This is a genomic window from Pseudomonas sp. S2_C11 (genome assembly GCF_054668395.1).
Genome location: NZ_CP162765.1, coordinates 5,227,534 through 5,251,774, shown reverse-complemented (window position 1 = coordinate 5,251,774; position 24,241 = coordinate 5,227,534). Strand labels below are relative to the sequence as shown.

The window sequence follows — 24,241 nt, the reverse complement described above, 5'->3', positions numbered from 1 at the left end:
GCCGGAGATCGATCATGAACGCCCCTTTGCCAGGCCGCGCGGTCAGCAACCCGATCGCCCACAGCGAAGCGTTGCTGGCCGTCGATCACGTCAGCCTCGAATACCGCACGCCGCAGCGCGTGGTGCGCGCTACCCATCAAGTCAGTTTCGCCGTCGACCCGGCTGATCGTTTCGTCCTGCTCGGCCCGTCCGGGTGCGGGAAATCGACCTTGCTCAAAGCGGTCGCCGGATTCATCCAGCCCTGCGAAGGCGAGATCCGCCTGCAAGGCCAGCGCGTCGATGCGCCGGGGCCGGACCGCATTGTGGTGTTTCAGGAATTCGACCAGTTGCCGCCTTGGAAAACCGTGAAGCAGAACGTGATGTTCCCGCTGCTGGCCTCGCGCACCTTGAACAAGAAAGAAGCCGAAGAGCGTGCGTTGCATTATCTGGAAAAGGTCGGCCTGGCGGCGTTTGCCGACGCCTATCCACACACCTTGTCCGGCGGCATGAAAGCGCGGGTGGCGATCGCCCGGGCGTTGGCCATGCAACCAAAAATTCTTTTGATGGACGAACCCTTCGCTGCACTCGATGCGTTGACCCGCCGCAAGATGCAGGAGGAGTTGCTGCTCCTCTGGGAAGAGGTGCGCTTCACCTTGTTGTTCGTCACCCATTCGATTGAAGAAGCCCTGGTGGTGGGCAATCGCATCCTCTTGTTGTCGCCACATCCGGGCCGGGTGCGCGCCGAAGTGCACAGCCATCAATACGATCTGCACAGCCTCGGCGGCGTGGCGTTTCAGGCGTCGGCGCGGCGCATTCATCGTCTGCTGTTCGATGAGGGCCAGGCGCCGGAGACCGAATGTGATCACGACTTCAACGATGTTCGCATCGCCTATTGAGCGGCCAGGAGGACTACCCGATGAGCCATTCATCATCCGTGCGTGAAGAATTCGAAACCGTGCTCGAGCCGCTGACCGCAGTGCCGGTCGAGCGCGAATTGCCGCTCGGCACACGCCTGTGGCAACAGGGCTGGCTGCGCAAAAGCCTGATCCTGATCGTGCTGGCGATCATCTGGGAGGTGGTCGCGCGGATTCAGAACAATGACCTGATGCTGCCGAGTTTTCTGCAAACAGCGCAGGCCCTGTTCGACGGGCTGCTCAGTGGCGAGTTGCTGGCCAAGGTGTGGATCTCCCTGGTGGTGCTGATCAAGGGCTACCTGATCGGCATCGTCCTCGCGTTCGCCCTGACGACATTGGCGGTCTCGACCCAGTTGGGACGTGATCTGCTCAGCACCATGACTTCGATGTTCAACCCGTTGCCGGCGATTGCCCTGCTGCCGCTGGCGCTGCTCTGGTTCGGATTGGGGCAGAACAGTCTGATTTTCGTGCTGGTGCATTCAGTGTTGTGGGCGCTGGCGCTGAACACCTATGCCGGATTTCTCGGTGTGTCCGAGACGCTGCGCATGGCCGGGCGCAACTATGGCCTCAAGGGTTTGCGCCTTGTGTTGTTCATCCTGATCCCGGCGGCACTGCCGTCGATTCTCGCCGGTTTGAAGATTGGCTGGGCGTTTGCCTGGCGTACGTTGATCGCGGCCGAATTGGTGTTTGGCGCGACCAGCGGCAAGGGCGGGCTGGGCTGGTACATCTTCCAGAATCGCAATGAGCTGTACACCGACAAGGTGTTTGCCGGGTTGGCGGTGGTGATCCTGATTGGCCTGTTGGTGGAGAATCTGGTGTTTGCCACCCTTGAGCGGGTGACCGTCAAGCGCTGGGGTATGCAGCGCTGAGATCTTCGTTGGCTGGGCCGGCCTCTTCGCGAGCAGGCTCGCTCCCACATGAGAACGCATTCCAAGGTGGGAGCGAGCCTGCTCGCGAAGAGGCCAGCGCTGGCATCGTCACTCTTTAGGGATGTTTGCTAGCATTGCGCCCGGATCAATCCAGATCAGCCAAGAGTGCTCAGCATGCAACTCCCGGACATGAACCTTCTGGTCGCCCTCGATGCCTTGCTCGACGAGGGCAGTGTGGTCGGCGCGGCGCGGCGGATGAACCTCAGCCCGGCGGCCATGAGCCGCACGCTGACGCGGATTCGCGAAGCCATCGGCGATCCGATTCTGGTGCGCGCCGGGCGTGGCCTGGTGCCGACCCCCAAAGCCCTCGAACTGCGCGAACAGGTGCGCGACGTGGTCGAGCAGGCGGCGCTGCTGTTCCGCTCCGCCGACAGCGTCGAGCTGGGCACCTTGCGCCGGCGCTTCAGCATTCGCGCCAATGATTTCTTCGTCGGCGTTTACGGCGGCAAGCTGTTCGACACCCTCGACCAACTCGCCCCGCATTGCGAATTGCGCTTCGTCCCGGAAGGCGATGGCGACGATGAAGCGCTGCGCGAAGGGCGCATCGATCTGAGCGTCAGCAACACCCGACCGCTCACGCCGGAGGTTAAGGTACAGAACCTGTTCTCCACGCATTTCGTCGGCTTGGTGCGGGAGAACCATCCTTTGCTCGACGGCGAAATCACTGCCGAGCGCTACGCCGGTTTTTCCCATATCAGCATGTCGCGCCGTGGCATCGCTCGCGGCCCGATCGACACGGCGTTGAATGCGTTGGGGCTGGAGCGTCGAGTGGCGGTGATCGCGCCGAGTTTCCATGCGGCGATGTTTGCCCTGCCGGACTCCGACCTGATCCTGCCGGTGCCTAAAGAAGCCCTGCTCAGCGTGCGGCGGCTGGGCCTGAAACTGCGTTCATTCGACCTGCCGATTCCGCTGCCAATGCTGATGCTGACCCAAGCCTGGCACCCGCGCTTCGACAAGGACCCGGCCCACCGCTGGCTGCGCGAAACCCTCAAGACCTGCTGCGATGAAACGTGGCTGGCGGCACAGCCGTAAATCATCAGACACCATCGAATCCCTGTGGGAGCGAGCCTGCTCGCGAAGGCGTCGAGTCAGTCACCTCAATGGCGGCTGGTCCACCGCTTTCGCGAGCAGGCTCGCTCCCACATAGGCATTCACCGTTGTGTCTGATGCACTTATAACCTGCCAATAAGTCAATTTTCGTCAGCATCAAGCCCCACTAAAATGCTCCGGTATTTCACCCCCGGAGCTTTTCATTCATGACATCCCTGACGGTCACGGCGCCCCTCGCCGCGACCAGCCCGGCGACGGCGGCTGCGCCACCGGTGTTCGGGGCGCGGATCATCATTGGTCTGGTCGGCGTGCTGTTGGCCGTGCTGGTCTCGGGCCTCAACGAGATGGTCACCAAAGTCGCACTCGCCGACATTCGCGGCGCGCTGCACATTGGCTACGACGAAGGCACCTGGCTGGTCGCCAGCTACACGGCCACGTCGGTCGCGGCCATGGCCTTCGCGCCTTGGTGCTCGGTGACTTTCTCGCTGCGTCGCTTCACCCTCTGCGCCATCGGCCTGTTTACCTTGCTCGGCGTGCTGTGCCCGTTCGCCCCGAACTACGAAAGTCTGCTGCTGATGCGCATCCTCCAAGGTCTCGCCGGCGGTGCATTGCCGCCGATGCTGATGACCGTCGCGCTGCGCTTTCTCCCGGCGAACATCAAACTGTACGGACTGGCCGGCTACGCACTGACCGCGACTTTCGGCCCGGGACTCGGCACGCCGCTGGCCGGTCTGTGGACTGAATACGTCGGCTGGCAATGGACCTTCTGGCAGATCATCGTGCCGTGCCTGATCGCCATGGCCGCAGTGGCTTACGGATTGCCCCAGGATCCGCTGCGCTTGGAGCGTCTCAAGTCGTTCAACTGGAAAGGCCTGCTGCTGGGCTTTCCAGCGATCTGCATGCTGGTGATCGGTCTGTTGCAGGGCAATCGACTGGACTGGTTCGAGTCGAATCTGATCTGTGGATTACTCGGTGCCGGTTCGCTGCTGCTGGTGGCTTTTATGATCAATGAATGGTCGCAGCCGATTCCGTTTTTCAAGCTGCAGATGCTCGGCATCCGCAACCTGCTGTTCGCCCTGATCACCCTCGCCGGGGTGTTGATCGTGCTGTTGGCGGTGGTGCTGATTCCGTCGAGTTATCTGGCCCAGGTGCAGGGTTATCGTCCGGCGCAAACCGCGCCGATCATGCTCATTGCCGCGCTGCCGCAGCTGATTGCGCTGCCATTGGTGGCGGCGCTATGCAACTTGCGCTGGGTCGATTGTCGCTGGGTGCTCGGCATGGGTCTGAGCATGCTCGCGCTGTCCTGCCTCGGCGGTTCACACCTGACTTCGGCGTGGATTCGCGATGACTTCTACGTCCTGCAATGGCTGCAGATTTTCGGCCAGCCGATGGCGGTGTTGCCGCTGCTGATGTTGTCGACCGGCAGTATCACGCCGATGGAAGGCCCGTTCGCGTCGGCGTGGTTCAACACCGTCAAGGGCCTTGCCGCCGTGGTCGCCACCGGCGTGATCGAAGCGCTGACCACCGCGCGCCTGCATTTCCATTCGACCATGTTGGTCGACAGCCTGGGCAATTCGCCGCTGGCCGATCACAGCGATTCGGGCCTCGCTCACCGCGTGCACGAGCAGGCGGTGGTGCTGACTTCGGCCGATCTCTACGTGTGCATGGCCGGCGTCGCCGTGGCGTTGATCCTGCTGATTTTCTGGCTGCCGACGCGGATTTATCCGCCGCGCGCGCCGACCTGATCGCTGTACTGAAACTGAAGGTTTTTTATGACTCAATCCAAGCAAAAACTCGCGGTGGCCGTGGCTGCCGCGCTGGCGGTGGGCGTGCTGGTGTACCTGGCGATGCCCGGGCTGTTCGGCCAACGCACCGAGCAAACCACCAATGACGCCTTCGTCTCCGCCGACTACACGCTGGTGGTGCCGCGCGTGGCCGGGTTCATCAAGCAGGTGCTGGTCGAAGACAACCAGCAGGTCAAGGCCGGGCAATTGTTGGCGCTGATCGATGACCGTGATTTGCGCGCAGCGGCGGAAGCGGCTGACGCGCAAACCCTGGTCGCGCGAGCGCAGTTGCAGAACGCCAACGCGACTCTCGAGCGGCAGGCTTCGCTGATTGCTCAGGCACAGGCCACCGTGGTCTCGGCCAAAGCGCAAATGGCCTTTGCGCAGCAGGAACTGAACCGCTACAACCATCTCGCCGGTGTCGGCGCTGGCACCGTGCAGAACGCGCAGCAGGCGCGCACGCGCATTGATCAGGCCTCGGCGCGCCTCGACACCGCGACCGCGAAGCTGGCGGCCGAACGCAAGCAGGTCGAGATTCTCACCGCCGAGCGCAACGCCGCCGAAGGCAATCTCAAACACGCGCAGGCGGCGCTGGAGATTGCCAGTTTCAACCTCTCTTACACGCGTATTACTGCGCCGCAGGACGGCATGATCGGCGAGCGTGCGGTGCGTGTGGGCGCCTACGTCACGCCGGGCAGCAAGCTGTTGGCGGTGGTGCCGTTGCAGCAGGCCTATGTGGTGGCCAACTTTCAGGAAACCCAGTTGACCGATGTGCAGCCGGGTCAGGATGTGCAAGTGCGGGTCGACAGCCTCGGTGGCGAAGCCCTGACCGGCCGCGTCGAGAGCATTGCGCCGGCAACGGGCGTGACCTTCGCTGCGGTGAAACCGGATAACGCCACCGGTAACTTCACCAAAGTGGTGCAGCGGATTCCGGTGAAGATCATGCTGGAACCGGGCCAGCCACTGGCCGAGCGCTTGCGGGTGGGGATGTCGGTCGAGGCGAGTATTGATACCGCCAGCTCGAAGGCGTCCGGGCGCGAGGTGACGCAGCGATGATCGGTGTTGAATCGGTTGGCCTCATCGCTGGCAAGCCAGCTCCCACAGGGGTCATTGGCAGGCTGAACCATTTTGCACAACCTGCACAATCCTTGTGGGAGCTGGCTTGCCAGCGATGGGGGCATAGGCAGCAGCTCACCCTGAGTGCCTTGCTTGCAGTCAGCCTCAGCGCTTGTACCGTCGGCCCGGACTTCCAGAAACCCGAAGCCACCCAACCTGCCGACTGGGCCACACCAGCGCAGTCCGCCCCGAGCCAGGCCGTCAGCGAGCCCCTGAACGAACGCTGGTGGGAAACCTTCCACGACCCGCAACTTTCCGCACTCACCCAGCGCGCGCTGAACAACAACCTCGACCTGCAACTGGCCAGCAGCCGCCTGCAACAAAGCCGCGCCGCGCGCCAGGTGATCACCGCCGAGCGTTATCCGAACAGCACCGCCAGCGGCAGCTACGCACGTAAACGCAACAGTGGCAAAGGCTTGAACGATCCATCGGGAAATAACGGCGACGAGGCTTTCAACCTGTGGGATGCCGGTTTCTCGGCCTCATGGGAGCTGGACTTCTGGGGCCGCGTGCGCCGTGAAACCGAAGCCGCAGATGCCAACCTCGAAGTGGCGGAAAACAACCGTCGCGGTGTGCTGCTGACCGTGCTCGCCAACACTGCGCAAAACTACATTCAGCTGCGCGGCGTGCAAAACACACGCGCCGTCACCGAGCAGAACCTCGACGTCGCTCGCCACAGCCTGAAACTCTCGCAGCTGCGGCTGGCCGATGGCGTGGCGACCGACCTGGACGTCGCCGAAGCCGCCGCGCAAGTCGCCGCCATCGAGGCACGGCTGCCGGCGCTCGAGCAGCGTCAGGCGCAACTGATCAACGCGATCAGTCTCTTGATGGGCGAGCCACCGCAAGCTCTCGCTGAAACGTTATCCACAGACGCGGCAGTACCGCAGTCACCACTGCAGGTCGCCATCGGCCTGCCGTCGCAATTGGCCGAACGCCGCCCCGATATCCGCCAGGCCGAAGCGCGTCTGCACGCCGCCACCGCCAACATCGGCGTGGCCAAGGGCGATTTCTATCCGCGCATCACCCTGTCCGGCAACCTCGGTTCACAGGCCATGCAGCTGAGCGATTTCGGTTCATGGGGCTCGCGTGCCTTTGCCATCGGCCCGCAATTCAGCTTGCCGTTGTTCGACGGCGGACGCCTGCGCGGTATGTTGCAACTGCGTGAAGCCCAACAGCGGGAAGCGGCCATCGCCTACCAGCAAACCGTGCTGCGCGCCTGGCATGAAATCGATGATCAACTGACCGCCTACAACGCCAGCCAGCGCCGTCGCGACAGCCTCGCCGAAGCCGTGCGCCAGAACCAGATCGCCCTGCGCACCGCGCAACAGCAATACGTCGAAGGCGTGGTCGATTTCGTCAACGTCCTCACCGTGCAGAGCGCCTTGCTCGCCACGCAGGAGCAATGGGTAGAAAGCTCGACCGGCGTGTCACTGGCGATGGTCGGTTTGTACAAGGCGCTTGGCGGTGGATGGCAGTCGGTCTATCCGGCAGCGCAACTGGCCGCAGGCTCACCTGACGTCGCCAGACCCTGAACCCGCAGCGCCAGCTATGATCAACTCCATTGCAGCAAACGGCGCAACGCCGGACCTGAATTGCAGAGGAGTTGCATCATGGAAAATCCGCAGCACAGCCTACCGGCCCTGTTCAAACAACTCGGCCTCGATGACGATCCGACCGGCATCGACAAATTCATCGCCAGCCATTCGCCGCTCAAACCGGAATTGCATCTGGCTGACGCGTTTTTCTGGACGGAAAGTCAGGCGCAGTTTCTGCGCGAGGAGATTCTGGATGATGCGGATTGGGCGGAGGTGGTGGATCAGTTGAATGTGATGTTGCGCAAGGGGCGGGCTGATTACTTCGGCTGAGGCCAAGTCCGTGCCGTATGCACCAGCGCCATGATCCAGACGGCATCTCTCTCCGTTTGATAGACAAGACGGTAACTGGGATGCGGAATCAGCTCACGCGTACCGGCAATGATGCCGGCACGGCCAATCAACGGATTGTCGGAAAGGCGATGAACCGCTTCGCTGAAGCGCAGATCCATTTCGATGGCCGCTCTTGGGTTGGCGGCCTGCAAGTAGTCCCAAATGTCTGCACGATCCTGTGCGGCGGCTGGCGTCCATATGATTTTCATAGGTGATCTTCTGCCTGCCTGCGCTTTGCCGCGAACGCTGCTTCTACGTCTTCGTTGTTCAATCCGTCTCCGGCACGTACGGATTCCCGAGCGATTTCAACCTTGCGTTGCAGGAACGCTTCATATTCGCGGGCCTCTCGCTGGGTTTGAACATACTGACGCATCATGTCTCGCATGATTTGCGACGCCGGCCGGTGTGCCGCTTCGGCTTCCGCCATGAACTCCTCCCGCAGTTCCGGCTCCAGTTTCATTGTGAAAACGGCTTGTTTTGACATGTTGGGCTCCTGAATTTGGTGATGACAACATATATACCTTGTCAGTATCGAAGGAGGTAGCTTTGAGTCAGATAGGGCGACTAACGGAGAGATTTGTTTCAAAACTTGACTGAAATTCCCCTCCAGTGCGATATTGATAGTTAGCAAACTAACAGTGTCCATTATCCCGTGTCCGATTCCCTCGACAGTCTCCAGATGAACATCAGCAGCGCCATGGTGGTGGCCGCCCGGCATTGGCGGAAGATCTGCCAGACCACGCTGGTCAATTACGGAATTTCCGAAGCCTGCGCCGTGCCCTTGTTGATGATCGGGCGTTTGGGCGAGGGCGTGCGTCAGGTGCAAGTCGCCCAGGCTGCGGGGATGGAGAGTCCTTCGCTGGTGCGTTTGCTCGATCAGCTGTGCCACGCCGGTTACGTCTGTCGCACCGAAGATGCCCAGGATCGCCGGGCCAAGTGCCTGAGCCTGACCGATACCGGTCGCGAGCTGGTGCAGGCGGTGGAGGCTGAGCTGGTGCGCTTGCGTCATGAGGTGCTGGAAGGCATCGAGCGCAGTGATCTGGAAGCTACGCTTCGGGTACTCAGGGCTTTTGAGGCGGCGAGTTCGCCTGTGGTGGTCAATTCTTGAACGGTTTTTTCACTGGCATGCCGCCGGCCCGTGACTGGTTTTACGGGGTCCGTACCTTTGCAGCGTCGATGATTGCGCTGTACATCGCGTTGCTCATGCAAATGCCGCGTCCGTATTGGGCGATGGCCACGGTGTACATCGTCTCCAGCCCGTTTCTCGGCCCGACCAGCTCCAAAGCGCTGTACCGCGCGGCCGGTACATTTCTCGGCGCAGCGGCGGCGGTGCTGTTCGTGCCGATGTTCGTGCAGAGCCCGTACGTGCTGGTGGTGGTGATTGCCTTGTGGACCGGCATTCTGCTGTTCATGTCCCTGCATCTGCGCACCGCCAACAGTTATGCGCTGATGCTGGCCGGTTACACCTTGCCGCTGATTGCCCTGCCGGTGGTGGATAATCCGCTGGCGGTGTGGGACGTGGCCGAGGCGCGTACCGAAGAGATTTTCCTTGGCATCGCCGTCGCTGCGGTGGTCGGTGCGATGTTCTGGCCGCGACGGCTGGCGCCGGTGTTCAATGATGCCGTGAGCAAGTGGTTCGCCGATGCGACGAGCTACAGCCTGAAGTTTCTCAGCCGCGATGTGCAGCCGGAAGAAGTCACCGCGCTGCGCATGGCCATGGTCGCCAATTTCAACAGCCTCGAGTTGATGATCGGCCAGTTGCCCCACGAAGGCGCGCGGCCACAAACCGTGCGCAACACCAAGGAATTGCGCGGGCGCATGATCCATCTGTTGCCGGTGATCGATGCCCTTGAGGATTCGCTGTACGCCCTCGAACGCCGCACCCCGGAACTGGTGGAAAAATTCCAGCCATTGCTGACCGCGACCCGGGAATGGCTGGACCACGCGGACGCCAATCTCGAGCGCTGGCAAGCACTGAGAGATCAACTCGACGCGTTGCAACCGAGCGCCGAAGCGCTGGAGGAGCGCAAACAGTTGCTGTTCTCCAATGCGATTTACCGCCTCGGTGAATTCATCGATCTGTGGCAGGACTGCCGCAGCCTGCAGGATGCGATTCTTTGCGAGCGCCAGGACAGCTGGCGCGCGGTGTACCGGCACTGGCGCCTGGGCCGGTTGACGCCGTTCATCGATCGCGGGCTGATGCTCTACTCGGTGACCTCGACCATTCTGGCGATCATCGTTGCTTCGGTGCTGTGGATCCTGCTCGGCTGGCCGGACGGTGGCAGCGCGGTGATTCTGGCGGCGGTGGCGTGCAGCTTCTTTGCCTCGATGGACGACCCGGCGCCGCAGATTTACCGGTTCTTTTTCTGGACCGGGATGTCGGTGCTGTTCGCCAGTCTTTACCTGTTTCTGATTCTACCCAACCTGCACGATTTCCCGATGCTGGTGCTGGCGTTTGCCGTGCCGTTCATTTGCATCGGTACGCTGACCGTGCAGCCGCGTTTCTACCTCGGCATGCTGCTGACGCTGGTCAATACCTCGTCGTTCATCAGTATTCAGGGTGCCTACGACGCGGACTTTTTCGCCTTCGCCAACTCCAATCTGGCTGGACCGCTGGGGCTGTTGTTCGCCTTCATCTGGACGCTGGTAGCGCGGCCATTCGGTGCCGAACTGGCGGCCAAGCGTCTGACCCGATTCAGCTGGAAAGACATCGTCAGCATGACCGAACCGGCCAGCCTCGCCGAGCATCGGCAGTTGGGCGTGCAGTTGCTCGATCGGCTGATGCAGCACCTGCCGCGTCTGGCCCTGACCGGTCAGGACACCGGCATCGCCATGCGTGAAGTGCGTGTCGGTCTGAACATGCTCGATCTGCTTGCCTACACCCCGCGCGTCACCGGCGCGCCAAACGCCCTGCTGCGACAAGTGGTGGGCGAGGTCGGCGAGTATTTTCGCGCCTGCCTCAAAGCCGACGAACGCCTGCCGGCACCGAGCGGTCTGCTGATGACCCTCGATCGCACGCGCCGTGCGCTCAACGGCCAGGGTGACGATGAAACCCGTCTGCACCTGTTGCACGCCTTGAGCGGTCTGCGTCTGGCCTTGCTGCCCGGCGTCGAGTTCGTCTCCAGCGCCGAGCCCGAAGAACCGCTGCCCGATGGAGCGCCCCTATGATCGGTGATCTGGATATCAGCGGCATCTTCCTGCCGACCCTGCTGGTGCTGATGGGCATCACTTACGTGCTGTTTTTGTTGGTGCATGGCGTGCTGCAACGCCTGCACTTTTACCGTCTGGTCTGGCACCGGGCATTGTTCAACGTGGCGCTCTATGCCGTGCTGCTGTACGGCGTGGACTCACTCAGTCGATACCTGATGACATGAAAAAACCGTTTCTGACCATCGGTCGCGTGGTTCTGACCCTGCTGATCGTGACTTTTGCCGTTGTCCTCGTCTGGCGCATGGTGATGTATTACATGTTCGCGCCGTGGACCCGCGACGGCCACATTCGTGCCGACATCATCCAGATCGCTCCGGACGTGTCCGGGCTGATCCAGCAGGTCGAGGTAAAGGACAACCAGTTGATCAAGCGCGGTCAGGTGCTGTTCAGCATCGACCAGGATCGCTTCAAACTGGCTCTGCGCCAGGCCAAGGCCGCCGTTGCCGATCGCGAAGAAACCCTCGCCCAGGCGCAGCGTGAAGCCAAGCGTAACCGTGGCCTCGGTAACCTGGTGCCGGCCGAACAACTGGAAGAAAGCCAGTCGCGCGTCGCCCGTGCGCAGTCGGCATTGGCCGAAGCCTTGGTGGCGGTCGACAGTGCACAGCTCAACCTCGATCGCTCGGTGATCCGCAGCCCGGTCGACGGTTACGTCAACGACCGCGCGCCGCGTCCGCAGGAGTTCGTCACCGCCGGGCGCCCGGTGTTATCGGTGGTCGACAGCAATTCATTCCACATCGACGGCTATTTTGAAGAAACCAAACTCGACGGCATTCACGTCGGGCAATCGGTGGATATTCGCGTGATCGGCGACCGCGCGCGGTTGCGCGGGCATGTCGAAAGCATCGTCGCCGGCATCGAAGACCGCGACCGCACCAGCGGCAGCAACCTGCTGCCCAACGTCAACCCGGCGTTCAGTTGGGTGCGCCTGGCGCAGCGGATTCCGGTGCGCATCGCATTCGATGATGTACCGGCCGACTTCCGCATGATTGCCGGGCGTACCGCCACCGTGTCGATCATCGACGACCAGCATGAGGAGCCGCAGCCATGAGCAGGGCCTGGTTGATCGCCGGGATGGGCGTGATGCTCTCGGCCTGTCAGATGGTCGGCCCGGATTATCAGGTGCCCGCCGACGCGGCGGTGCAGCGCAAGGATATTCAGGGTGAGCTGGCAGTCGCCGGCAAACCGGTGGTCTCGGCGCCGGTGCCGGCGGACTGGTGGCGGCTGTATAAAGACCCGCGCCTCGATCAACTGGTACAGCAGGCCATGGCTTCCAACACCGATTTGCGTGTAGCGGCGGCGAACCTGTCGCGGGCGCGCGCTCAGGTGGATGAAGCCGAGGCCGCTGGCGGCTGGAGCGGCGGGGTGAAAATGGGTGCCCAACGTCTGCAGGAATCCGGTCAGGCGTTCCTGCTGCCGGAAAAAGTCCCGGTGGCCAACATCGCCGATATCGGCATCAGCGCTTCGTATCAGTTCGACCTGTGGGGCACCTTGCAGCGCGGTATCGAAGCGGCCAAAGCCAATGCCGATGCTACTCAGGCCGCAGCCGACACTGCGCGTATTACCTTGGTGGCGGACGTGGTTCGTGCTTACACCCAGGTCTGCGCAGCCAACGAAGAGCGGGAAATCGCCGAGCACTCTCTCGATCTGCAATCGCAGAGCACCACGCTGATCCAGCGTCTGCGTGACGCCGGGCGTGGTGACGAGACCCAGGTCACCCGTTCGCAGACCCAATTCAAATCCTTGCGCGCCGACTTGCCGCGTTATGAAGCGGCGCGTCAGGCCGGGCTGTTCCGTCTGTCGATGCTGCTGGCCAAACCGGTCGAGCAGTTGCCGGCAGGTACAGCCAGTTGCGCCGAGTTGCCGAAGATCGCGCAACTGGTGCCGGTCGGTGACGGCGCTGCGCTGCTCAAGCGCCGCCCGGATATTCGTCAGGCCGAGCGGCGCCTCGCGGCGGCAACCGCCGGCATCGGCATTGCCACCGGCGAGCTGTACCCGGACATCAGCATCGGCGCGACCATCGGCACCGTCGGCATTATTGATGACCTCGGCGACCCGTCGACCAACCGCTGGGGCTTCGGCCCGTCGTTGAGCTGGAAAGTACCGACCAACGGCGCCCGCGCGCGCATCCGTGAAGCCGAGGCCAACACTCAAGGCGCGCTAGCGCATTTCGACGGCGTGGTGCTCAACGCCATCCGCGAGACCCAGACCGGTCTGGCCCAGTACAGCGCGCTGCTGCAACGCCGCGATGCGCTGGCCGAAGCCGAACAGTCGGCCAAGCTCGCCGCCGAGCAGACGCACCGCTTCTTCCAGGCCGGCCGCGAGTCGTTCCTCGCCGACCTGCAAGCAACCCGCACCTACACCGATGTCACCGCGCAACTGGCCGCCGCCAACACCCAGGTCGCAATGAGCCAGATCGATTTGTTCCTCGCCCTGGGCGGTGGCTGGGAAAGCGGACGAACGAACACCTCGAGCGCCAGCAAACCCTGAGGCCGTTGCTATGCTTTGAAGTGTTGGAGGGGCGCCCCATGCCAAGCGCTCCTGCAATGCACATTGCTCGTGCTGGCCCAGGGGAAACCAATAATGAAAAACCCTTACGCTCTCGGCTTCTGGTGCGCTCTGGTCGCACTGGTGCTGCTCTCGGCCACGTATTTCTACGGGATCATGCTGGCCCACCAGATCGACACGGCAATGGTTTTCCTCGACAGCGCCGTTGCGTTGATCGCGGTGATGGCGATCGTCGTCGTCGCGTGGACCTCGATTCAGCTGCAACGGGTCAAGAAGCGCCAGCTCGAGCGCGGCAAGATGCTGGTGCTGATCTGGGACACCAAAGTCGCCCTGCGCCGGGTTGAAACCGTGTTTGATCGCTACTTCTGGGGCAGTTACTGGCAGCCCGGGCGAACCTTCGCCGAAGTCATGGGCGAGCTCACCGGCACGCCGCTGGAAAAAAGCCTCGAAGGGCTGAAGAAGCAATGCCTGGAACTCGACAAGCAGATCGCCGATGACGGCTGGCACTGGCTGAGCAACGCCCGCGAGCTGTCCGACGTCGCCACGGCCATGGCTCGTGAACGCTATCAGCTGGATTTCTGCGATGTGCGGGCGGATACCACCGGCGGAGCGGTGATCGATCGTGACTTCGAAGTGCTGGTGTATACCTGGACCGCGCGGCTGAAGAGCTTTGATCATCAGCTGGATGAAATCGAGGTTCAGTATTCCTGAAATCAAAAGATCGCAGCCTTCGGCAGCTCCTACAGGACAATCGGATTGCAAATGTAGGAGCTGCCGAAGGCTGCGATCTTTTTGCTCTCCCAAGTGTCCATAGACACTCTTTAACCTTTAAACATTGGGCCGTCGCCCGCGCCCGGTGCTAATCTCCATCGCTTAATTGCGCACAGTCGAGCCGCGACCCGATCCCGGGTTCAAGGAAGACGACTTCATCCACAGCCACGGAAACCGATCAGGTCATTCATGAATAAATCAGCAGGCGTGCTTCTCGGAATTGTTGTTGCCATCGGCGCGATCAGCGCAGGCGGGGCCTGGTACACCGGGACCAAGATCGAAGGCGTACTGAACAACGCCGTGACCAACGCCAACAAAGAGTTGCAGACCGCCATGGCCGGCTCCAACGGCACTGCGTCGCTGGAACTGGTGTCGCTGGAGCGCCACACCTTCACCAGCACCGCGCACTATCGTCTCAAGGGCGAGGGCGAGATGTTCGGCGATGCGCCGGTCGAGCTGCTGTTCGTCGACCACATCGAACACGGCCCGCTGCCGTTCTCGCGCCTGGTTTCGCTGAAGTGGCTGCCGGTCATGGCCACCAGCAACTACGAGCTGGAAAAGAGCCCGTCCACGGAAAAATGGTTCGCCGCAACCAACGGCGCCGCGCCGCTCAAGGGCGTGACCAACATCGGCTACGACGAATCGACCACCAGCACCCTCAACCTGGTGCCGTTCGAAACCGCGCTGGATGAGCAGTCGAGCCTGAAGTTTTCCGGTCTGAGCATGGACATCGCCGCCAGCGCCCAGGCGCAGAAGGTCAAGGCCGACGGCTACATGGACAACCTGAAACTGGTCACCGTGTCGCAAGACCAGGCGCCGGTGCAGGTCGAGCTCAACGGTCTGACCCTGGCCAGCAACCTCGCCAAGAGCAGCTACGGCTACTACACCGGGGAAAACACCCTGGAAGTGACCGGCAGCAAAACCACCTTCGGTGCCAAGCCGATGGTGCTGGGCGTGAAGAACTTCGAAATGAAGAACCGCACCGAAGAAAGCGGCAGCAACGCCTCGGGGCGTGCCGACTACAAAATCGGCGAAGTGACGCTCAACGACAAGAAAGTCGGTTCGGCGGCCATGGCCATGAGCCTGAAGAACCTCGACATTCCGTCGACCATGTCGCTGATGCAGATCTACCAGACCAAATTGCAGCCATACGAAAAAGCTGCCGCCGAGGCCGCCGCGCAGGGTTTGCCGGCACCGGAGCTGAATCTGACCGAAGCGGAAAACGCCCAGGTCAAAGCCGATCTGCAGAAGTTGCTGGCGGCCGGCCCGCAACTGGCGCTGGAGAACCTGTCGTTCAACACCGCCAACGGTGAAAGCCGCGCCAATCTGGTGATCGACCTGACCAAGCCGCAATCGATGGATCTGCCGCCGGATCAACTCGGCAAGCAACTGATCGCGCTGCTCGACCTGAACATTCAGGTATCCAAGCCGATGCTGGTCGATCTGCTCAGCGTTCAGGCGCAACTCGATGGCCAGACTGACGCCAAAGCCATCGTCGATCAGTCCAAGGAAGCGGCGGACATGTTCGCCGGCATGGCGGTCGGCTCGCAACTGGCTGTCGCCGACGGCACCAACGTGGTGACCAAACTGCATTACGCGGCCAATCAGGTCGAATTCAACGGCCAGAAGATGACCGTCGAGCAGTTCATCGGTTTCCTCATGAGCAAGTTTGCCGGCGTCACCCAAGAGCAATAAACCCAACCGCGCCCCCCAGACGCCCGGCCCCTGTGTGAACAGGCGCCGGGCGTTTTGCTGTACGGATTTTGTACAGATGGACCGATTCTGAACAAATATTGCGTTGTGAAAATTCGCTCTCGCTTGCGTGCAGACTGCCTCACCAAGCTTGGCCGAAGGCTGTTTTTGTCGGCCACCGTTACGAATGGGCAAGGAGGGCATTGCGACCCGGCTGGCCATGTAAGGATGCTGACAAATGCCGCGTATTGATGGCCCTGTATTACATCGTGGTTTACGCCCTTTGTTCCGATTCGCCCTGTGCAGCCAGTTGCTCTGGCCGCTGCTGGCGTTGGCCGACACACCCTACGACGAGATGGTGCGCGATGCCCGGGCCGGGCATTACACGCCTGCGTTGACCGTGCTGCGTCAGGTGCCGCCTGGCCAGGCCAGCGAAGGCCAGGTCAGCGATCATCTGCAAATCGCCAGTTGGGCCGGGCTCGATGCCGAAGTGGTCAAGGTCTATGAAACCCAAGGCCGTGACCGCGTTCTGCCGGTGCAGGCGCTGACTGCCGTTGCGCGTGCCTATCGCAACCTCAAGCGCTGGGATCAGGCCATCCAGGTGTACAACAAGGCGCTGGCGCTGGAGCCGGACAACGCCGACCTGCAACTGGGTCTCGCGCTGACCCAGGCCGATTCCGGCAAACCCGATCAGGCCGTCACCCGCGCCCAGGCGCTGGTCGCCGCCAAACCCGACGATCCGTCACGCCGTCTCGCCTTGGGCTACGCACTCGGTCGCGCCGGCAAACAGTACGACGCACTCTTCGAATACGATCAGGCCTTCATCCGCGCCGGCAACAAGCCGGAAGTTGCCCGCGAGTACGTGGTCGCCCTGCAAAAGGCCCGCCTGCCAGAACCGGCGCTGCGGCTGGCCAGTCAACGTCCCGGCCTGATTGATCCGGTGACCTTGCGCCGCCTGGAAGGCGATCTCGCCGCCGAACGCGTGCGCCTCGCCGAACTGGCCACCCGCAGCGAAAAGGAACGCTACGTCATCGCCGACCGCGCGCTGGCCGATTACGACAAATTGCTCGCGACCTGGACCCCTGACGCCACTGCTCACGACGACGTGACGCGCTGGCGCATCGACCGCATGGGCGCGCTCAAGGCGCGGGCGCGCACCGCCGACGTCATCAGCGAATATCAAAAGCTGCAAGCCGAGGGCGTGGAGATTCCGACCTATGCTTTGCGCTGGGTGGCAGCGTCTTATCTGGATCAGCGTGAGCCCGAGACTGCCACCGATCTGTATCGCCAGGTGCTTTCGGCGCCGGACGCCGATGTCGGTGATCGTCTTGAGGACAGCACTGCGCTGTACTACTCGCTGCTGGAAAGCGACCGCGCCGACGAAGCACGCAAGGTCGCCGAAGACGCAGCGAAAGCCCAGCGTCCGCGCGTCGAGCTCAAAGGTCTGCCCATCGGCAATCCCAACGACGAATGGATGGACGCCCAGCAACTCGCCGCCCAGGCCGGCACCTACGGTTCCGATCTTCCGCACGGCGAAGAGCGTTTGCAGACGCTGGTCGATCAGGCGCCGGGCAACCTTGGCTTGCGTCTGGCCCAGGCCGATCTCTACCTCGCCCGCCAGTGGCCGCGCCGCGCGGAAAGCCAGCTCAAGGAAACCGAGAGCATGGCGCCCCGCGATGCCGGCCTGGAAGTCGCTCAGGCGCGCACCGCGATGGAGTTGCAGGAGTGGCGGCAGAACGATGCGCTGGTCGACGACGTGGTCGCGCGCTATCCGGACAACCGCCAGGTGCAGCGTCTGGCTCGCGAACGGGAAGTCCATGACATGGCCGAACTGCGCGTCGAAGCCTACGGCGGCAAGGCCAACGGTGGCGGCAGCGGCGATGCCGGTGCGGTCAGCGGCAGCCGTGATTTCGGTATCCAGAGCACGCTGTACAGTCCGCCGATCAACGAAGACTGGCGTGTCTTCGCCGGGGCCGGTTATGCCACCGGTGATTTCGCCGAAGGCACCGGCCACCATCGCTTCCAGCGTGTCGGCCTGGAACGGCGCACCCGTGACATGACCCTCGAAGCCGAGGTGTCGAATCACGATTACGGCTTCGGTGACAAACAAGGCGCACGCCTGGCGATAGCCCGCGACATCAACGATCACTGGCAGTACGGCGGCAGCCTCGAATACCTCTCGGCGGAAACGCCGCTGCGCGCGCTCAACAGCGACATCAAGGCCAATGGCGGCAGTGCGTTCCTGCGCTGGCGCGCCAACGAAAGTCGCGAGTGGCGCGTGTCGGTCAGCCCGTCGCACTTCAGCGATGGCAACAACCGCGTCGAAGCCTTGGTGACCGGGCGCGAGGGTATCTACACCGCGCCGAACATCCAGGTCGACGCTGGTCTGGAAGTCGGCACCAGCCACAACTCGAAATCCGACGACGTGCCCTACTTCAACCCGAAGTCGGACTTCAGCGTGATGCCGCTGGTCAACGTCAACCACGTGCTCTACCACCGCTACGAGACTTCCTGGAGCCAGCAATTCCAGGCCGGCGCGGGCACTTACAGTCAGCGCGACCACGGCACCGGCGGCATGGCGTTGCTCGGTTACGGCCAACGGTACGCCTGGAACGACGTGTTCGATGTGGGCGGCATGTTCAGTGTGATCAACCGGCCTTATGACGGTGATCGGGAAACTGATCTGCGTCTGCTTGTCGACCTCACTTTCCGCTTCTAGAAGAGTTTGAAGATGCCTTTTATCTCGCGTTTCATCCTTCTGCTGGGAGCGCTGCTGGTCAGCGCCTGCGCCCAGCAAGCCCCCGCCTTCGCGCCGCCCTCCGAGCGCCCGGTCGCGGCCAGTGAACAACCGTGGCCAAAAAACCATGTGCTTGGCATCGCCTATCACGATGTCGAAGACCGTGATCCTGATCAGGCCGTGGTGGCGGTGCGCACCGAGCGCATGATCGAGCAGCTCGCCTGGCTGCGCGAGAACGGCTACAAACCAGTGACCGTCGACCAGATCATGGCCGCACGCAATGGCGGCCCGGAGCTGCCGGCGAGAGCGGTGTTGCTCAGTTTCGACGACGGTTACGCCAGCTTCTATACCCGCGTGTTGCCAGTGTTGCGCGCCTACAACTGGCACGCCTTGCTGGCGCCGGTCGGCACCTGGATCGACACGCCGCTCAATCAACCGGTGGATTTCGCCGGCACGCCGCGTAACCGTGAGAACTTCCTGACCTGGCAGCAGATCCGCGAAATTTCCAGGTCCGGGTTGGTAGAGATCGCCGCTCACACCGATGCCAACCACAAAGGCATCCTTGGCAACCCGCAGGGCAACCTGCAGCCGGCCGCCGCGACCCGGCGTTATGACCCGGTGACCAAACGCTACGAATCCGAAGCCGATTTCCAGGCGCGCATTCGCACCGACGTGAAAAACATTTCCGAGAAGATCCGCAAGGCCACCGGTTACAAACCACGCGTCTGGGTCTGGCCGTACGGCACCGCCGACGGTACGTCGCTGACCGTGGTTGGCGAGGAGGGCTACGAAATGGCCCTGACCCTGGACGACGGCCTCGACACCCTCGACAACCTGATGAGCGGGCCGCGCTTTCTGGTCGCCTCCGATCCTGATGGCGAGCATTTCGCCAACAGCATCGTCTCGGTGCAGGCCGAAGCGCCGATGCGCGTGGTGCATGTCGACCTCGACAACGTCTACGACCCGGACCCGGCCCAGCAGGACATCAACCTTGGCAAACTGGTGCAGCGCATGGCTGACCTGGGCGCCAGCACGGTGTTTCTGCAAGCCTTCGCCGATCCCAAGGGAGATGGTCTGGTGCATTCGCTGTACTTCCCCAACCGTCACTTGCCGATGCGCGCCGACCTGTTCGATCGCGTCGCCTGGCAACTGCGCACCCGTGCCCACGTGAAGGTCTTTGCGTGGATGCCGGTGCTGAGTTTCGAACTGGATTCGAAGCTGCCGCGTGTAACCCGCTGGGACCCGAAAACCGCCATCACCTCGGTCGACCCGAAGCAGTACAAACGCCTGTCACCGTTCAATCCGGAAGTGCGCAAGATCATCGGTGAAATCTATGAAGACGTGGCGCGGCTGACCTCGGTCGACGGCATTCTCTACCACGACGATGCGGTGCTCTCGGATTTCGAGGACGCCAGCCCGGATGCCCTGAAGGCCTACGCCGCTCAAGGTCTGCCAGGTTCGATTGCCGCGCTGCGCGACGATCCGGCGGCGATGCAACGCTGGACGCGTTTCAAGAGCCGCTACCTGATCGACTTCACCAACGAACTGACCGCGAAAGTCCGTGCGATTCGCGGCCCGCAAGTGCTGACGGCACGCAACATCTTCGCCGAACCGATGCTCAATCCAGAGAGCGAAGCGTGGTTCGCCCAGAACCTCGATGACTTCCTCGCCACCTACGACTGGACGGCGCCAATGGCCATGCCGTTGATGGAAAAACAGACGCTGGCCGAGTCCGGCCCGTGGCTGGAAGAACTGGTCGCCACAGTGAAGAAACGTCCCGGCGCGCTCAACCGCACCGTGTTCGAATTGCAGGCGCGTGACTGGAACCAGAAGGATCAGGCCGATATCGACGCCGTGCATCTGGCGGACTGGATGGGCCGGCTCAAGCGTCAAGGCGCAACCAGCTTCGGTTACTACCCGGACAACTTCCTCGACAACCTGCCAGACCTGAAAACCGTAAGGCCTGCACTCTCCAACAAATGGAATCCATAACATGCTGGATAGACTGTTAGCCCTGCTTGTTCTGGCGATTGTCCTTGGCGTTCCGCTGGGGCTGATCTTCCTCGTGACCGGCCAGTTCCTGATGTCGTTCGTGTTCTTCTACCCACTGTTCATGTCCGGGTTGTGGATCGCCGGCGGCCTGTATTTCTGGCTGCACTGGGAGCGCCACTGGCCATGGCAGGACGACACGCTGCCGCCGCCGCTGGAAGGCGAACCGCTGATTTCGATCCTGATTCCTTGCTACAACGAAGGTGATAACGCTGCCGATACCATCCACGCGGCGCTGGCCCAGCACTACCCGAACATCGAAGTCATCGCGATCAACGACGGCTCCAAGGACAACACTGCTGCTGTGCTTGATGCGCTGGCCAAGGAAGATCCGCGACTGCGGGTTCTGCATCTGGCGGAAAACCAGGGCAAGGCTGTAGCCCTGCGCATGGGCGCGATCGCTGCGCGCAGCGAGTATCTGGTGTGCATCGACGGCGACGCCTTGCTGGCCCCAAACACTGCGGCTTACCTGGTCGCGCCGATGCTGGATAACGCACGTCTTGGCGCAGTGACCGGCAACCCGCGCATCCGCACGCGTTCGACCTTGATCGGGCGGGTGCAGGTCGGCGAGTTCTCTTCGATCATCGGTCTGATCAAACGCACGCAACGGGTGTTCGGGCGCATCTTTACCGTCTCCGGCGTGATCGTCGCGTTCCGCCGTACTGCGCTGAACCGGGTCGGCTACTGGAGCCCGGACATGATCACCGAAGACATCGACATCAGCTGGAAGCTGCAACTCGATCACTGGAGCATCTTCTACGAACCGCGCGCCCTGTGCTGGATCCTCATGCCGGAAACCCTCGGTGGCCTGTGGAAGCAGCGTCTGCGCTGGGCTCAGGGTGGCGCCGAAGTGCTGTTCAAGAACATTCGGGGCATCTGGCAGTACCGCCATCGCTACCTGTGGCCGCTGCTGTTCGAGTACTGCCTGTCCACCGGTTGGGCGTTCACTTTCCTGCTGTCGGTGATTTTCTGGGGCATGGGCAAGTTCATGGTCATGCCCGACGCGATCGCCGTCGATCACCTGATGCCGCCGGCCTTCACCGGTCTGTTGCTGGCGTTCGTCTGCCTGGTGCAGTTCGCTGTCAGCATCATCATCGATCGGCGCTATGAACCGGGTCTGGGCAAGACCATGTTCTGGGTGGTCTGGTATCCGTTGGTGTTCTGGCTCGTCAGTCTGCTGACCACCCTGGTCAGTTTCCCCAAGGTGTTGTTCAGCCAACACAAAAAACGCGCGCGCTGGGTCAGTCCTGATCGGGGTATCAAACCGCTGGGCGACGACCAGGAGGAAGTCATCAAATGAAAATTATCCGCACTCGCCAACGGCCCTTTCTGGTGGTGATCGACGTGATCCTCACTGTCCTCGCCTGGGTTGGCCTGCTGTTCCTGCTGGTACGCGGGTTATGGCCATTGATCGAAACCACCGGCGGCCCGCGCATCGATCATTCGGCATTCGACGCCTTGGGCACTTTGCAGGTTTACATGTGGGTGGCGCTGGTCAACGCGGTGATCCTGATCGGTTGGGCGCGTTACCAGCAACGCAAAAGCCGCAGCTTCGCCCAGCGCCGTTTGCCGTCACCGGTGATTGGCGATGAAGGTCTGAGCAAGAGTTTCAAGCTGTGCGATGAGCGTTTCCAGAAACTGCGCACGCCGGGGGTGATGACCATTCATAACGATCAGGACGGCGACATCAGCCATGTGGAAACGCATTTCTGGCCGTTACAGCAGCAGGCCTTGCCCGCGCCGCTGGGGCAACAGCGGGTGATCTTTCTGCATGCCGATGGCGATGATCAACGCGAGCCGGTAAACCGCCTGACGTGACCTCCACTGTAGGAGCTGCCGAAGGCTGCGATCTATTGATTTTGCTTATGTAAAAACAAGATCAAGAGATCGCAGCCTCGTTGCACTCGTCAGCTCCTACAGGACCGGTGTCAGGCCTGAATCAGCGTCCAGGCCTCTTTGATCCGCAGAGGTTGCTTCATTCGCTCGGCCAGCAGCGCCATTGCGCGTTGCTTGTCGCAGGCCACCGCCGCAAAGACGATACCGTCTTTTGCAAACAGGCCAATGAATGGCGGCTGTTCCGGCTCACCGCTGAACTCGACCTCGTCCCATTCCTGCGCGTGACCGAGATAGTCGTAGTTCTTGCCGAAGTGGTACGTCCAGAAAAACGGCACATCCAGATAATGCTCCTCGCCACCCAGCATGTTGGCCGCAGCGATGCGCGCGTGTTGCTGGGCCAGGCGCCAATGCTCGATGCGAGTTGGCTGGCCGCTCAGCGGAAACGTGGCGATATCGCCGATCGCCCATAAACCATCGCTCACGCGCATGCCGCCGTCGACACGCAATGATTGGTCTTCTTCCCTGGGCAATGAGTCGAAAGGCTCAGTGGCCGGGTGAACGCCGACGCCGGCGAGAACCAGATCCGCCGCCAGGCGCAGACCGTTGTCGAGCAGCACGCCCTCGACCATGTCCTCGCCAAGGATCTGCGTGGCCTCGTGTTCGCTGATGAACTTCACCCCGTGCTCTTCGTGCAGGGCGCGAATCGCCTTGCCCACGGCCTCGCCGAATTGCTTGGCAAACGGGACTGAGTGGCGTGCCAGCACGGTGACGTCGAGGCCGAACTCGCGCAGGGCCGACGCGCATTCGAGGGCAATGAAACTGTCGCCGATGATCACCGCGCGCTGGCCCGGTTGAGCGGCGTTGATGATCTGTTCAGCCTGAGTTTTCGAACGCAGGACGAAGACGTTGGTCAACTCGGCACCAGGCAACTGCAATGGATTGGGCGCGCCACCGGTGGCGAGTACAGCGGCGTCGTAGCGCAGGATGCCGCCGTTGTTCAGATGCAGCGTTTTGCCTGGGGCGTCGAGTGAAGTCACTTCGCCTTGCACACGTTCAATCCGTTGCGCTTGATAGAACGCCTCATCGCGCAGCGGCGGGACATCTTTGGGCGACATTTCTCCGGCGAGGACAAATTTGCTCAACACCGTGCGGTCGTATCCGGCACCCGGTTCGCCATCGACCAGCACGATGCGCCCGCCAAAACCTTTCTCCCGCAGGGCCGCCGCGCAAGCCGTACCCGCCGCCCCGGCGCCGACCACCACGAACGTTCTTGGGTCGTCAGCGGGCGGGGTGTGCGGATCGGGCAACGGCTGGTCATCGACCCACACTTCATCGCCGCGCAACTCCAGCGGATAGCGCTTGAGACTGTCCAGCGATGGCGGCTCGCACAGGCCACCGTCCTCGGCGCGGTACGCGGCTTTGTGCCAAGGGCAGATCAACCTGCCGTGACACAACGCCCCCTCGGCCAACGGTGCGCCGGCATGTGGACACAGGCCCTGAAACGCTCGCAACTCGCCGTTGGCACGCAGCAGGACGATCTTGCAGTCGCCGATTTCGACTTGCAGGCCACGGTCTTGCGGGACATCGGCGAAACGGGCGACACGGTGCAGGGACATGTTCGGCTTCCTCGCAGGCATTTCTCTTGTGAGTTGGCGGCGCCGCGCGAGGTTCAGCCATTTGCTACTGCCAAGGCACGAACGGTACAGCTATAGTTTGCGGGCCGACGACGGCCTCACTGCACAAG

21 protein-coding genes are annotated in these 24,241 nt (G+C 62.2%); 18 read left to right on the top strand and 3 right to left on the bottom strand.

Features of this window, described 5'->3' with window-relative positions:
- The first annotated feature begins 14 nt into the window (after positions 1 to 14).
- The 7 genes from AB4N48_RS23620 (at position 15) to AB4N48_RS23590 (ending at position 7,637) form a co-directional block, all read left to right on the top strand.
- A complete protein-coding gene (locus AB4N48_RS23620) occupies positions 15 to 875 on the top strand; it encodes an ABC transporter ATP-binding protein (RefSeq protein ID WP_460094403.1) in 861 nt (286 codons plus the stop codon).
- Between the two features lie 20 nt (positions 876 to 895).
- The gene (locus AB4N48_RS23615) at positions 896 to 1,762 is read left to right on the top strand and encodes an ABC transporter permease (RefSeq protein WP_041477414.1); all 867 of its coding nucleotides are present in this window, start codon (positions 896 to 898) and stop codon (positions 1,760 to 1,762) included.
- A gap of 174 nt (positions 1,763 to 1,936) precedes the next feature.
- The gene (locus tag AB4N48_RS23610) at positions 1,937 to 2,854 is read left to right on the top strand and encodes a LysR family transcriptional regulator (RefSeq protein WP_016772273.1); all 918 of its coding nucleotides are present in this window, start codon (positions 1,937 to 1,939) and stop codon (positions 2,852 to 2,854) included.
- A gap of 224 nt (positions 2,855 to 3,078) precedes the next feature.
- Positions 3,079 to 4,617: an MFS transporter gene (locus tag AB4N48_RS23605; RefSeq protein WP_460094402.1), complete on the top strand. Its 1,539-nt coding sequence runs from the start codon at positions 3,079 to 3,081 to the stop codon at positions 4,615 to 4,617.
- 27 nt (positions 4,618 to 4,644) lie between these two features.
- Positions 4,645 to 5,712: an HlyD family secretion protein gene (locus AB4N48_RS23600; RefSeq protein ID WP_315435990.1), complete on the top strand. Its 1,068-nt coding sequence runs from the start codon at positions 4,645 to 4,647 to the stop codon at positions 5,710 to 5,712.
- On the top strand, positions 5,709 to 7,304 hold the full coding sequence (locus AB4N48_RS23595) for an efflux transporter outer membrane subunit (protein ID WP_460094401.1): 1,596 nt from the start codon (positions 5,709 to 5,711) through the stop codon (positions 7,302 to 7,304). Before AB4N48_RS23600 ends, AB4N48_RS23595 begins: the two co-directional genes overlap by 4 nt.
- A 78-nt stretch (positions 7,305 to 7,382) precedes the next feature.
- On the top strand, positions 7,383 to 7,637 hold the full coding sequence (locus tag AB4N48_RS23590; protein WP_130887562.1) for a DUF2789 domain-containing protein: 255 nt from the start codon (positions 7,383 to 7,385) through the stop codon (positions 7,635 to 7,637).
- Here AB4N48_RS23590 and AB4N48_RS23585 read toward each other — a convergent pair.
- Complete coding sequence (locus AB4N48_RS23585; protein ID WP_016772268.1) at positions 7,625 to 7,906, bottom strand: type II toxin-antitoxin system RelE/ParE family toxin; 282 nt, start codon at positions 7,904 to 7,906, stop codon at positions 7,625 to 7,627. The two genes, AB4N48_RS23590 and AB4N48_RS23585, sit on opposite strands and share 13 nt — an antisense overlap.
- On the bottom strand, positions 7,903 to 8,181 hold the full coding sequence (locus AB4N48_RS23580; RefSeq protein ID WP_016772267.1) for a hypothetical protein: 279 nt from the start codon (positions 8,179 to 8,181) through the stop codon (positions 7,903 to 7,905). The genes AB4N48_RS23585 and AB4N48_RS23580 overlap by 4 nt, the downstream gene beginning before the upstream one ends.
- 195 nt (positions 8,182 to 8,376) lie before the next feature.
- On the opposite strand from AB4N48_RS23580, the gene AB4N48_RS23575 reads away from it, so the two are divergent.
- From AB4N48_RS23575 to pgaD, 11 genes are all read left to right on the top strand, one after another.
- Positions 8,377 to 8,805, top strand: coding sequence for a MarR family winged helix-turn-helix transcriptional regulator (locus AB4N48_RS23575; protein WP_016772266.1), 429 nt, complete (start codon positions 8,377 to 8,379; stop codon positions 8,803 to 8,805).
- Positions 8,802 to 10,865 carry an FUSC family protein gene (locus AB4N48_RS23570; protein WP_460094399.1) on the top strand — a complete coding sequence of 688 codons (2,064 nt, stop codon included), beginning with the start codon at positions 8,802 to 8,804 and terminating at the stop codon, positions 10,863 to 10,865. The genes AB4N48_RS23575 and AB4N48_RS23570 overlap by 4 nt, the downstream gene beginning before the upstream one ends.
- Complete coding sequence (locus AB4N48_RS23565; protein ID WP_016772264.1) at positions 10,862 to 11,071, top strand: DUF1656 domain-containing protein; 210 nt, start codon at positions 10,862 to 10,864, stop codon at positions 11,069 to 11,071. The genes AB4N48_RS23570 and AB4N48_RS23565 overlap by 4 nt, the downstream gene beginning before the upstream one ends.
- Positions 11,068 to 11,955, top strand: a complete 888-nt coding sequence (locus AB4N48_RS23560; protein ID WP_056786955.1) for an efflux RND transporter periplasmic adaptor subunit — start codon at positions 11,068 to 11,070, stop codon at positions 11,953 to 11,955. Before AB4N48_RS23565 ends, AB4N48_RS23560 begins: the two co-directional genes overlap by 4 nt.
- Positions 11,952 to 13,394: an efflux transporter outer membrane subunit gene (locus AB4N48_RS23555; protein ID WP_305381943.1), complete on the top strand. Its 1,443-nt coding sequence runs from the start codon at positions 11,952 to 11,954 to the stop codon at positions 13,392 to 13,394. Before AB4N48_RS23560 ends, AB4N48_RS23555 begins: the two co-directional genes overlap by 4 nt.
- Before the next feature lie 93 nt (positions 13,395 to 13,487).
- Positions 13,488 to 14,123, top strand: coding sequence for an NADH:ubiquinone oxidoreductase subunit N (locus AB4N48_RS23550; protein WP_150742987.1), 636 nt, complete (start codon positions 13,488 to 13,490; stop codon positions 14,121 to 14,123).
- A 249-nt stretch (positions 14,124 to 14,372) separates the two neighbouring features.
- On the top strand, positions 14,373 to 15,878 hold the full coding sequence (locus tag AB4N48_RS23545) for a YdgA family protein (protein ID WP_315434858.1): 1,506 nt from the start codon (positions 14,373 to 14,375) through the stop codon (positions 15,876 to 15,878).
- A 235-nt stretch (positions 15,879 to 16,113) separates the two neighbouring features.
- Positions 16,114 to 18,594, top strand: coding sequence for a poly-beta-1,6 N-acetyl-D-glucosamine export porin PgaA (gene pgaA / locus AB4N48_RS23540; protein WP_305381945.1), 2,481 nt, complete (start codon positions 16,114 to 16,116; stop codon positions 18,592 to 18,594).
- 12 nt (positions 18,595 to 18,606) lie between these two features.
- The gene (pgaB, locus tag AB4N48_RS23535; protein ID WP_460094397.1) at positions 18,607 to 20,604 is read left to right on the top strand and encodes a poly-beta-1,6-N-acetyl-D-glucosamine N-deacetylase PgaB; all 1,998 of its coding nucleotides are present in this window, start codon (positions 18,607 to 18,609) and stop codon (positions 20,602 to 20,604) included.
- 1 nt (position 20,605) lies between these two features.
- Positions 20,606 to 21,961, top strand: a complete 1,356-nt coding sequence (pgaC, locus tag AB4N48_RS23530; protein WP_460094396.1) for a poly-beta-1,6-N-acetyl-D-glucosamine synthase — start codon at positions 20,606 to 20,608, stop codon at positions 21,959 to 21,961.
- Entirely contained in the window at positions 21,958 to 22,479 is a 522-nt protein-coding gene (gene pgaD, locus AB4N48_RS23525) for a poly-beta-1,6-N-acetyl-D-glucosamine biosynthesis protein PgaD (RefSeq protein ID WP_122611182.1), read from the top strand. The genes pgaC and pgaD overlap by 4 nt, the downstream gene beginning before the upstream one ends.
- A gap of 110 nt (positions 22,480 to 22,589) precedes the next feature.
- Here the strand turns inward: pgaD and AB4N48_RS23520 are convergent, their stop codons facing one another.
- A complete protein-coding gene (locus AB4N48_RS23520; RefSeq protein WP_460094395.1) occupies positions 22,590 to 24,113 on the bottom strand; it encodes an FAD-dependent oxidoreductase in 1,524 nt (507 codons plus the stop codon).
- Between the last annotated feature and the right edge of the window lie 128 nt (positions 24,114 to 24,241).

Bases quoted from the DNA above. Each gene is read 5' to 3' on its own strand.
- AB4N48_RS23580 (WP_016772267.1), bottom strand. From the start codon at position 8,181: ATGTCAAAACAAGCCGTTTTCACAATGAAACTGGAGCCGGAACTGCGG.
- AB4N48_RS23585 (WP_016772268.1), bottom strand. From the start codon at position 7,906: ATGAAAATCATATGGACGCCAGCCGCCGCACAGGATCGTGCAGACATT.
- AB4N48_RS23555 (WP_305381943.1), top strand. From the start codon at position 11,952: ATGAGCAGGGCCTGGTTGATCGCCGGGATGGGCGTGATGCTCTCGGCC.
- pgaD (WP_122611182.1), top strand. From the start codon at position 21,958: ATGAAAATTATCCGCACTCGCCAACGGCCCTTTCTGGTGGTGATCGAC.
- AB4N48_RS23605 (WP_460094402.1), top strand. From the start codon at position 3,079: ATGACATCCCTGACGGTCACGGCGCCCCTCGCCGCGACCAGCCCGGCG.
- pgaB (WP_460094397.1), top strand. From the start codon at position 18,607: ATGCCTTTTATCTCGCGTTTCATCCTTCTGCTGGGAGCGCTGCTGGTC.
- pgaA (WP_305381945.1), top strand. From the start codon at position 16,114: ATGCCGCGTATTGATGGCCCTGTATTACATCGTGGTTTACGCCCTTTG.
- pgaC (WP_460094396.1), top strand. From the start codon at position 20,606: ATGCTGGATAGACTGTTAGCCCTGCTTGTTCTGGCGATTGTCCTTGGC.
- AB4N48_RS23595 (WP_460094401.1), top strand. From the start codon at position 5,709: ATGATCGGTGTTGAATCGGTTGGCCTCATCGCTGGCAAGCCAGCTCCC.
- AB4N48_RS23620 (WP_460094403.1), top strand. From the start codon at position 15: ATGAACGCCCCTTTGCCAGGCCGCGCGGTCAGCAACCCGATCGCCCAC.
- AB4N48_RS23610 (WP_016772273.1), top strand. From the start codon at position 1,937: ATGCAACTCCCGGACATGAACCTTCTGGTCGCCCTCGATGCCTTGCTC.
- AB4N48_RS23545 (WP_315434858.1), top strand. From the start codon at position 14,373: ATGAATAAATCAGCAGGCGTGCTTCTCGGAATTGTTGTTGCCATCGGC.
- AB4N48_RS23560 (WP_056786955.1), top strand. From the start codon at position 11,068: ATGAAAAAACCGTTTCTGACCATCGGTCGCGTGGTTCTGACCCTGCTG.
- AB4N48_RS23600 (WP_315435990.1), top strand. From the start codon at position 4,645: ATGACTCAATCCAAGCAAAAACTCGCGGTGGCCGTGGCTGCCGCGCTG.
- AB4N48_RS23565 (WP_016772264.1), top strand. From the start codon at position 10,862: ATGATCGGTGATCTGGATATCAGCGGCATCTTCCTGCCGACCCTGCTG.
- AB4N48_RS23575 (WP_016772266.1), top strand. From the start codon at position 8,377: ATGAACATCAGCAGCGCCATGGTGGTGGCCGCCCGGCATTGGCGGAAG.
- AB4N48_RS23615 (WP_041477414.1), top strand. From the start codon at position 896: ATGAGCCATTCATCATCCGTGCGTGAAGAATTCGAAACCGTGCTCGAG.
- AB4N48_RS23550 (WP_150742987.1), top strand. From the start codon at position 13,488: ATGAAAAACCCTTACGCTCTCGGCTTCTGGTGCGCTCTGGTCGCACTG.
- AB4N48_RS23520 (WP_460094395.1), bottom strand. From the start codon at position 24,113: ATGTCCCTGCACCGTGTCGCCCGTTTCGCCGATGTCCCGCAAGACCGT.
- AB4N48_RS23590 (WP_130887562.1), top strand. From the start codon at position 7,383: ATGGAAAATCCGCAGCACAGCCTACCGGCCCTGTTCAAACAACTCGGC.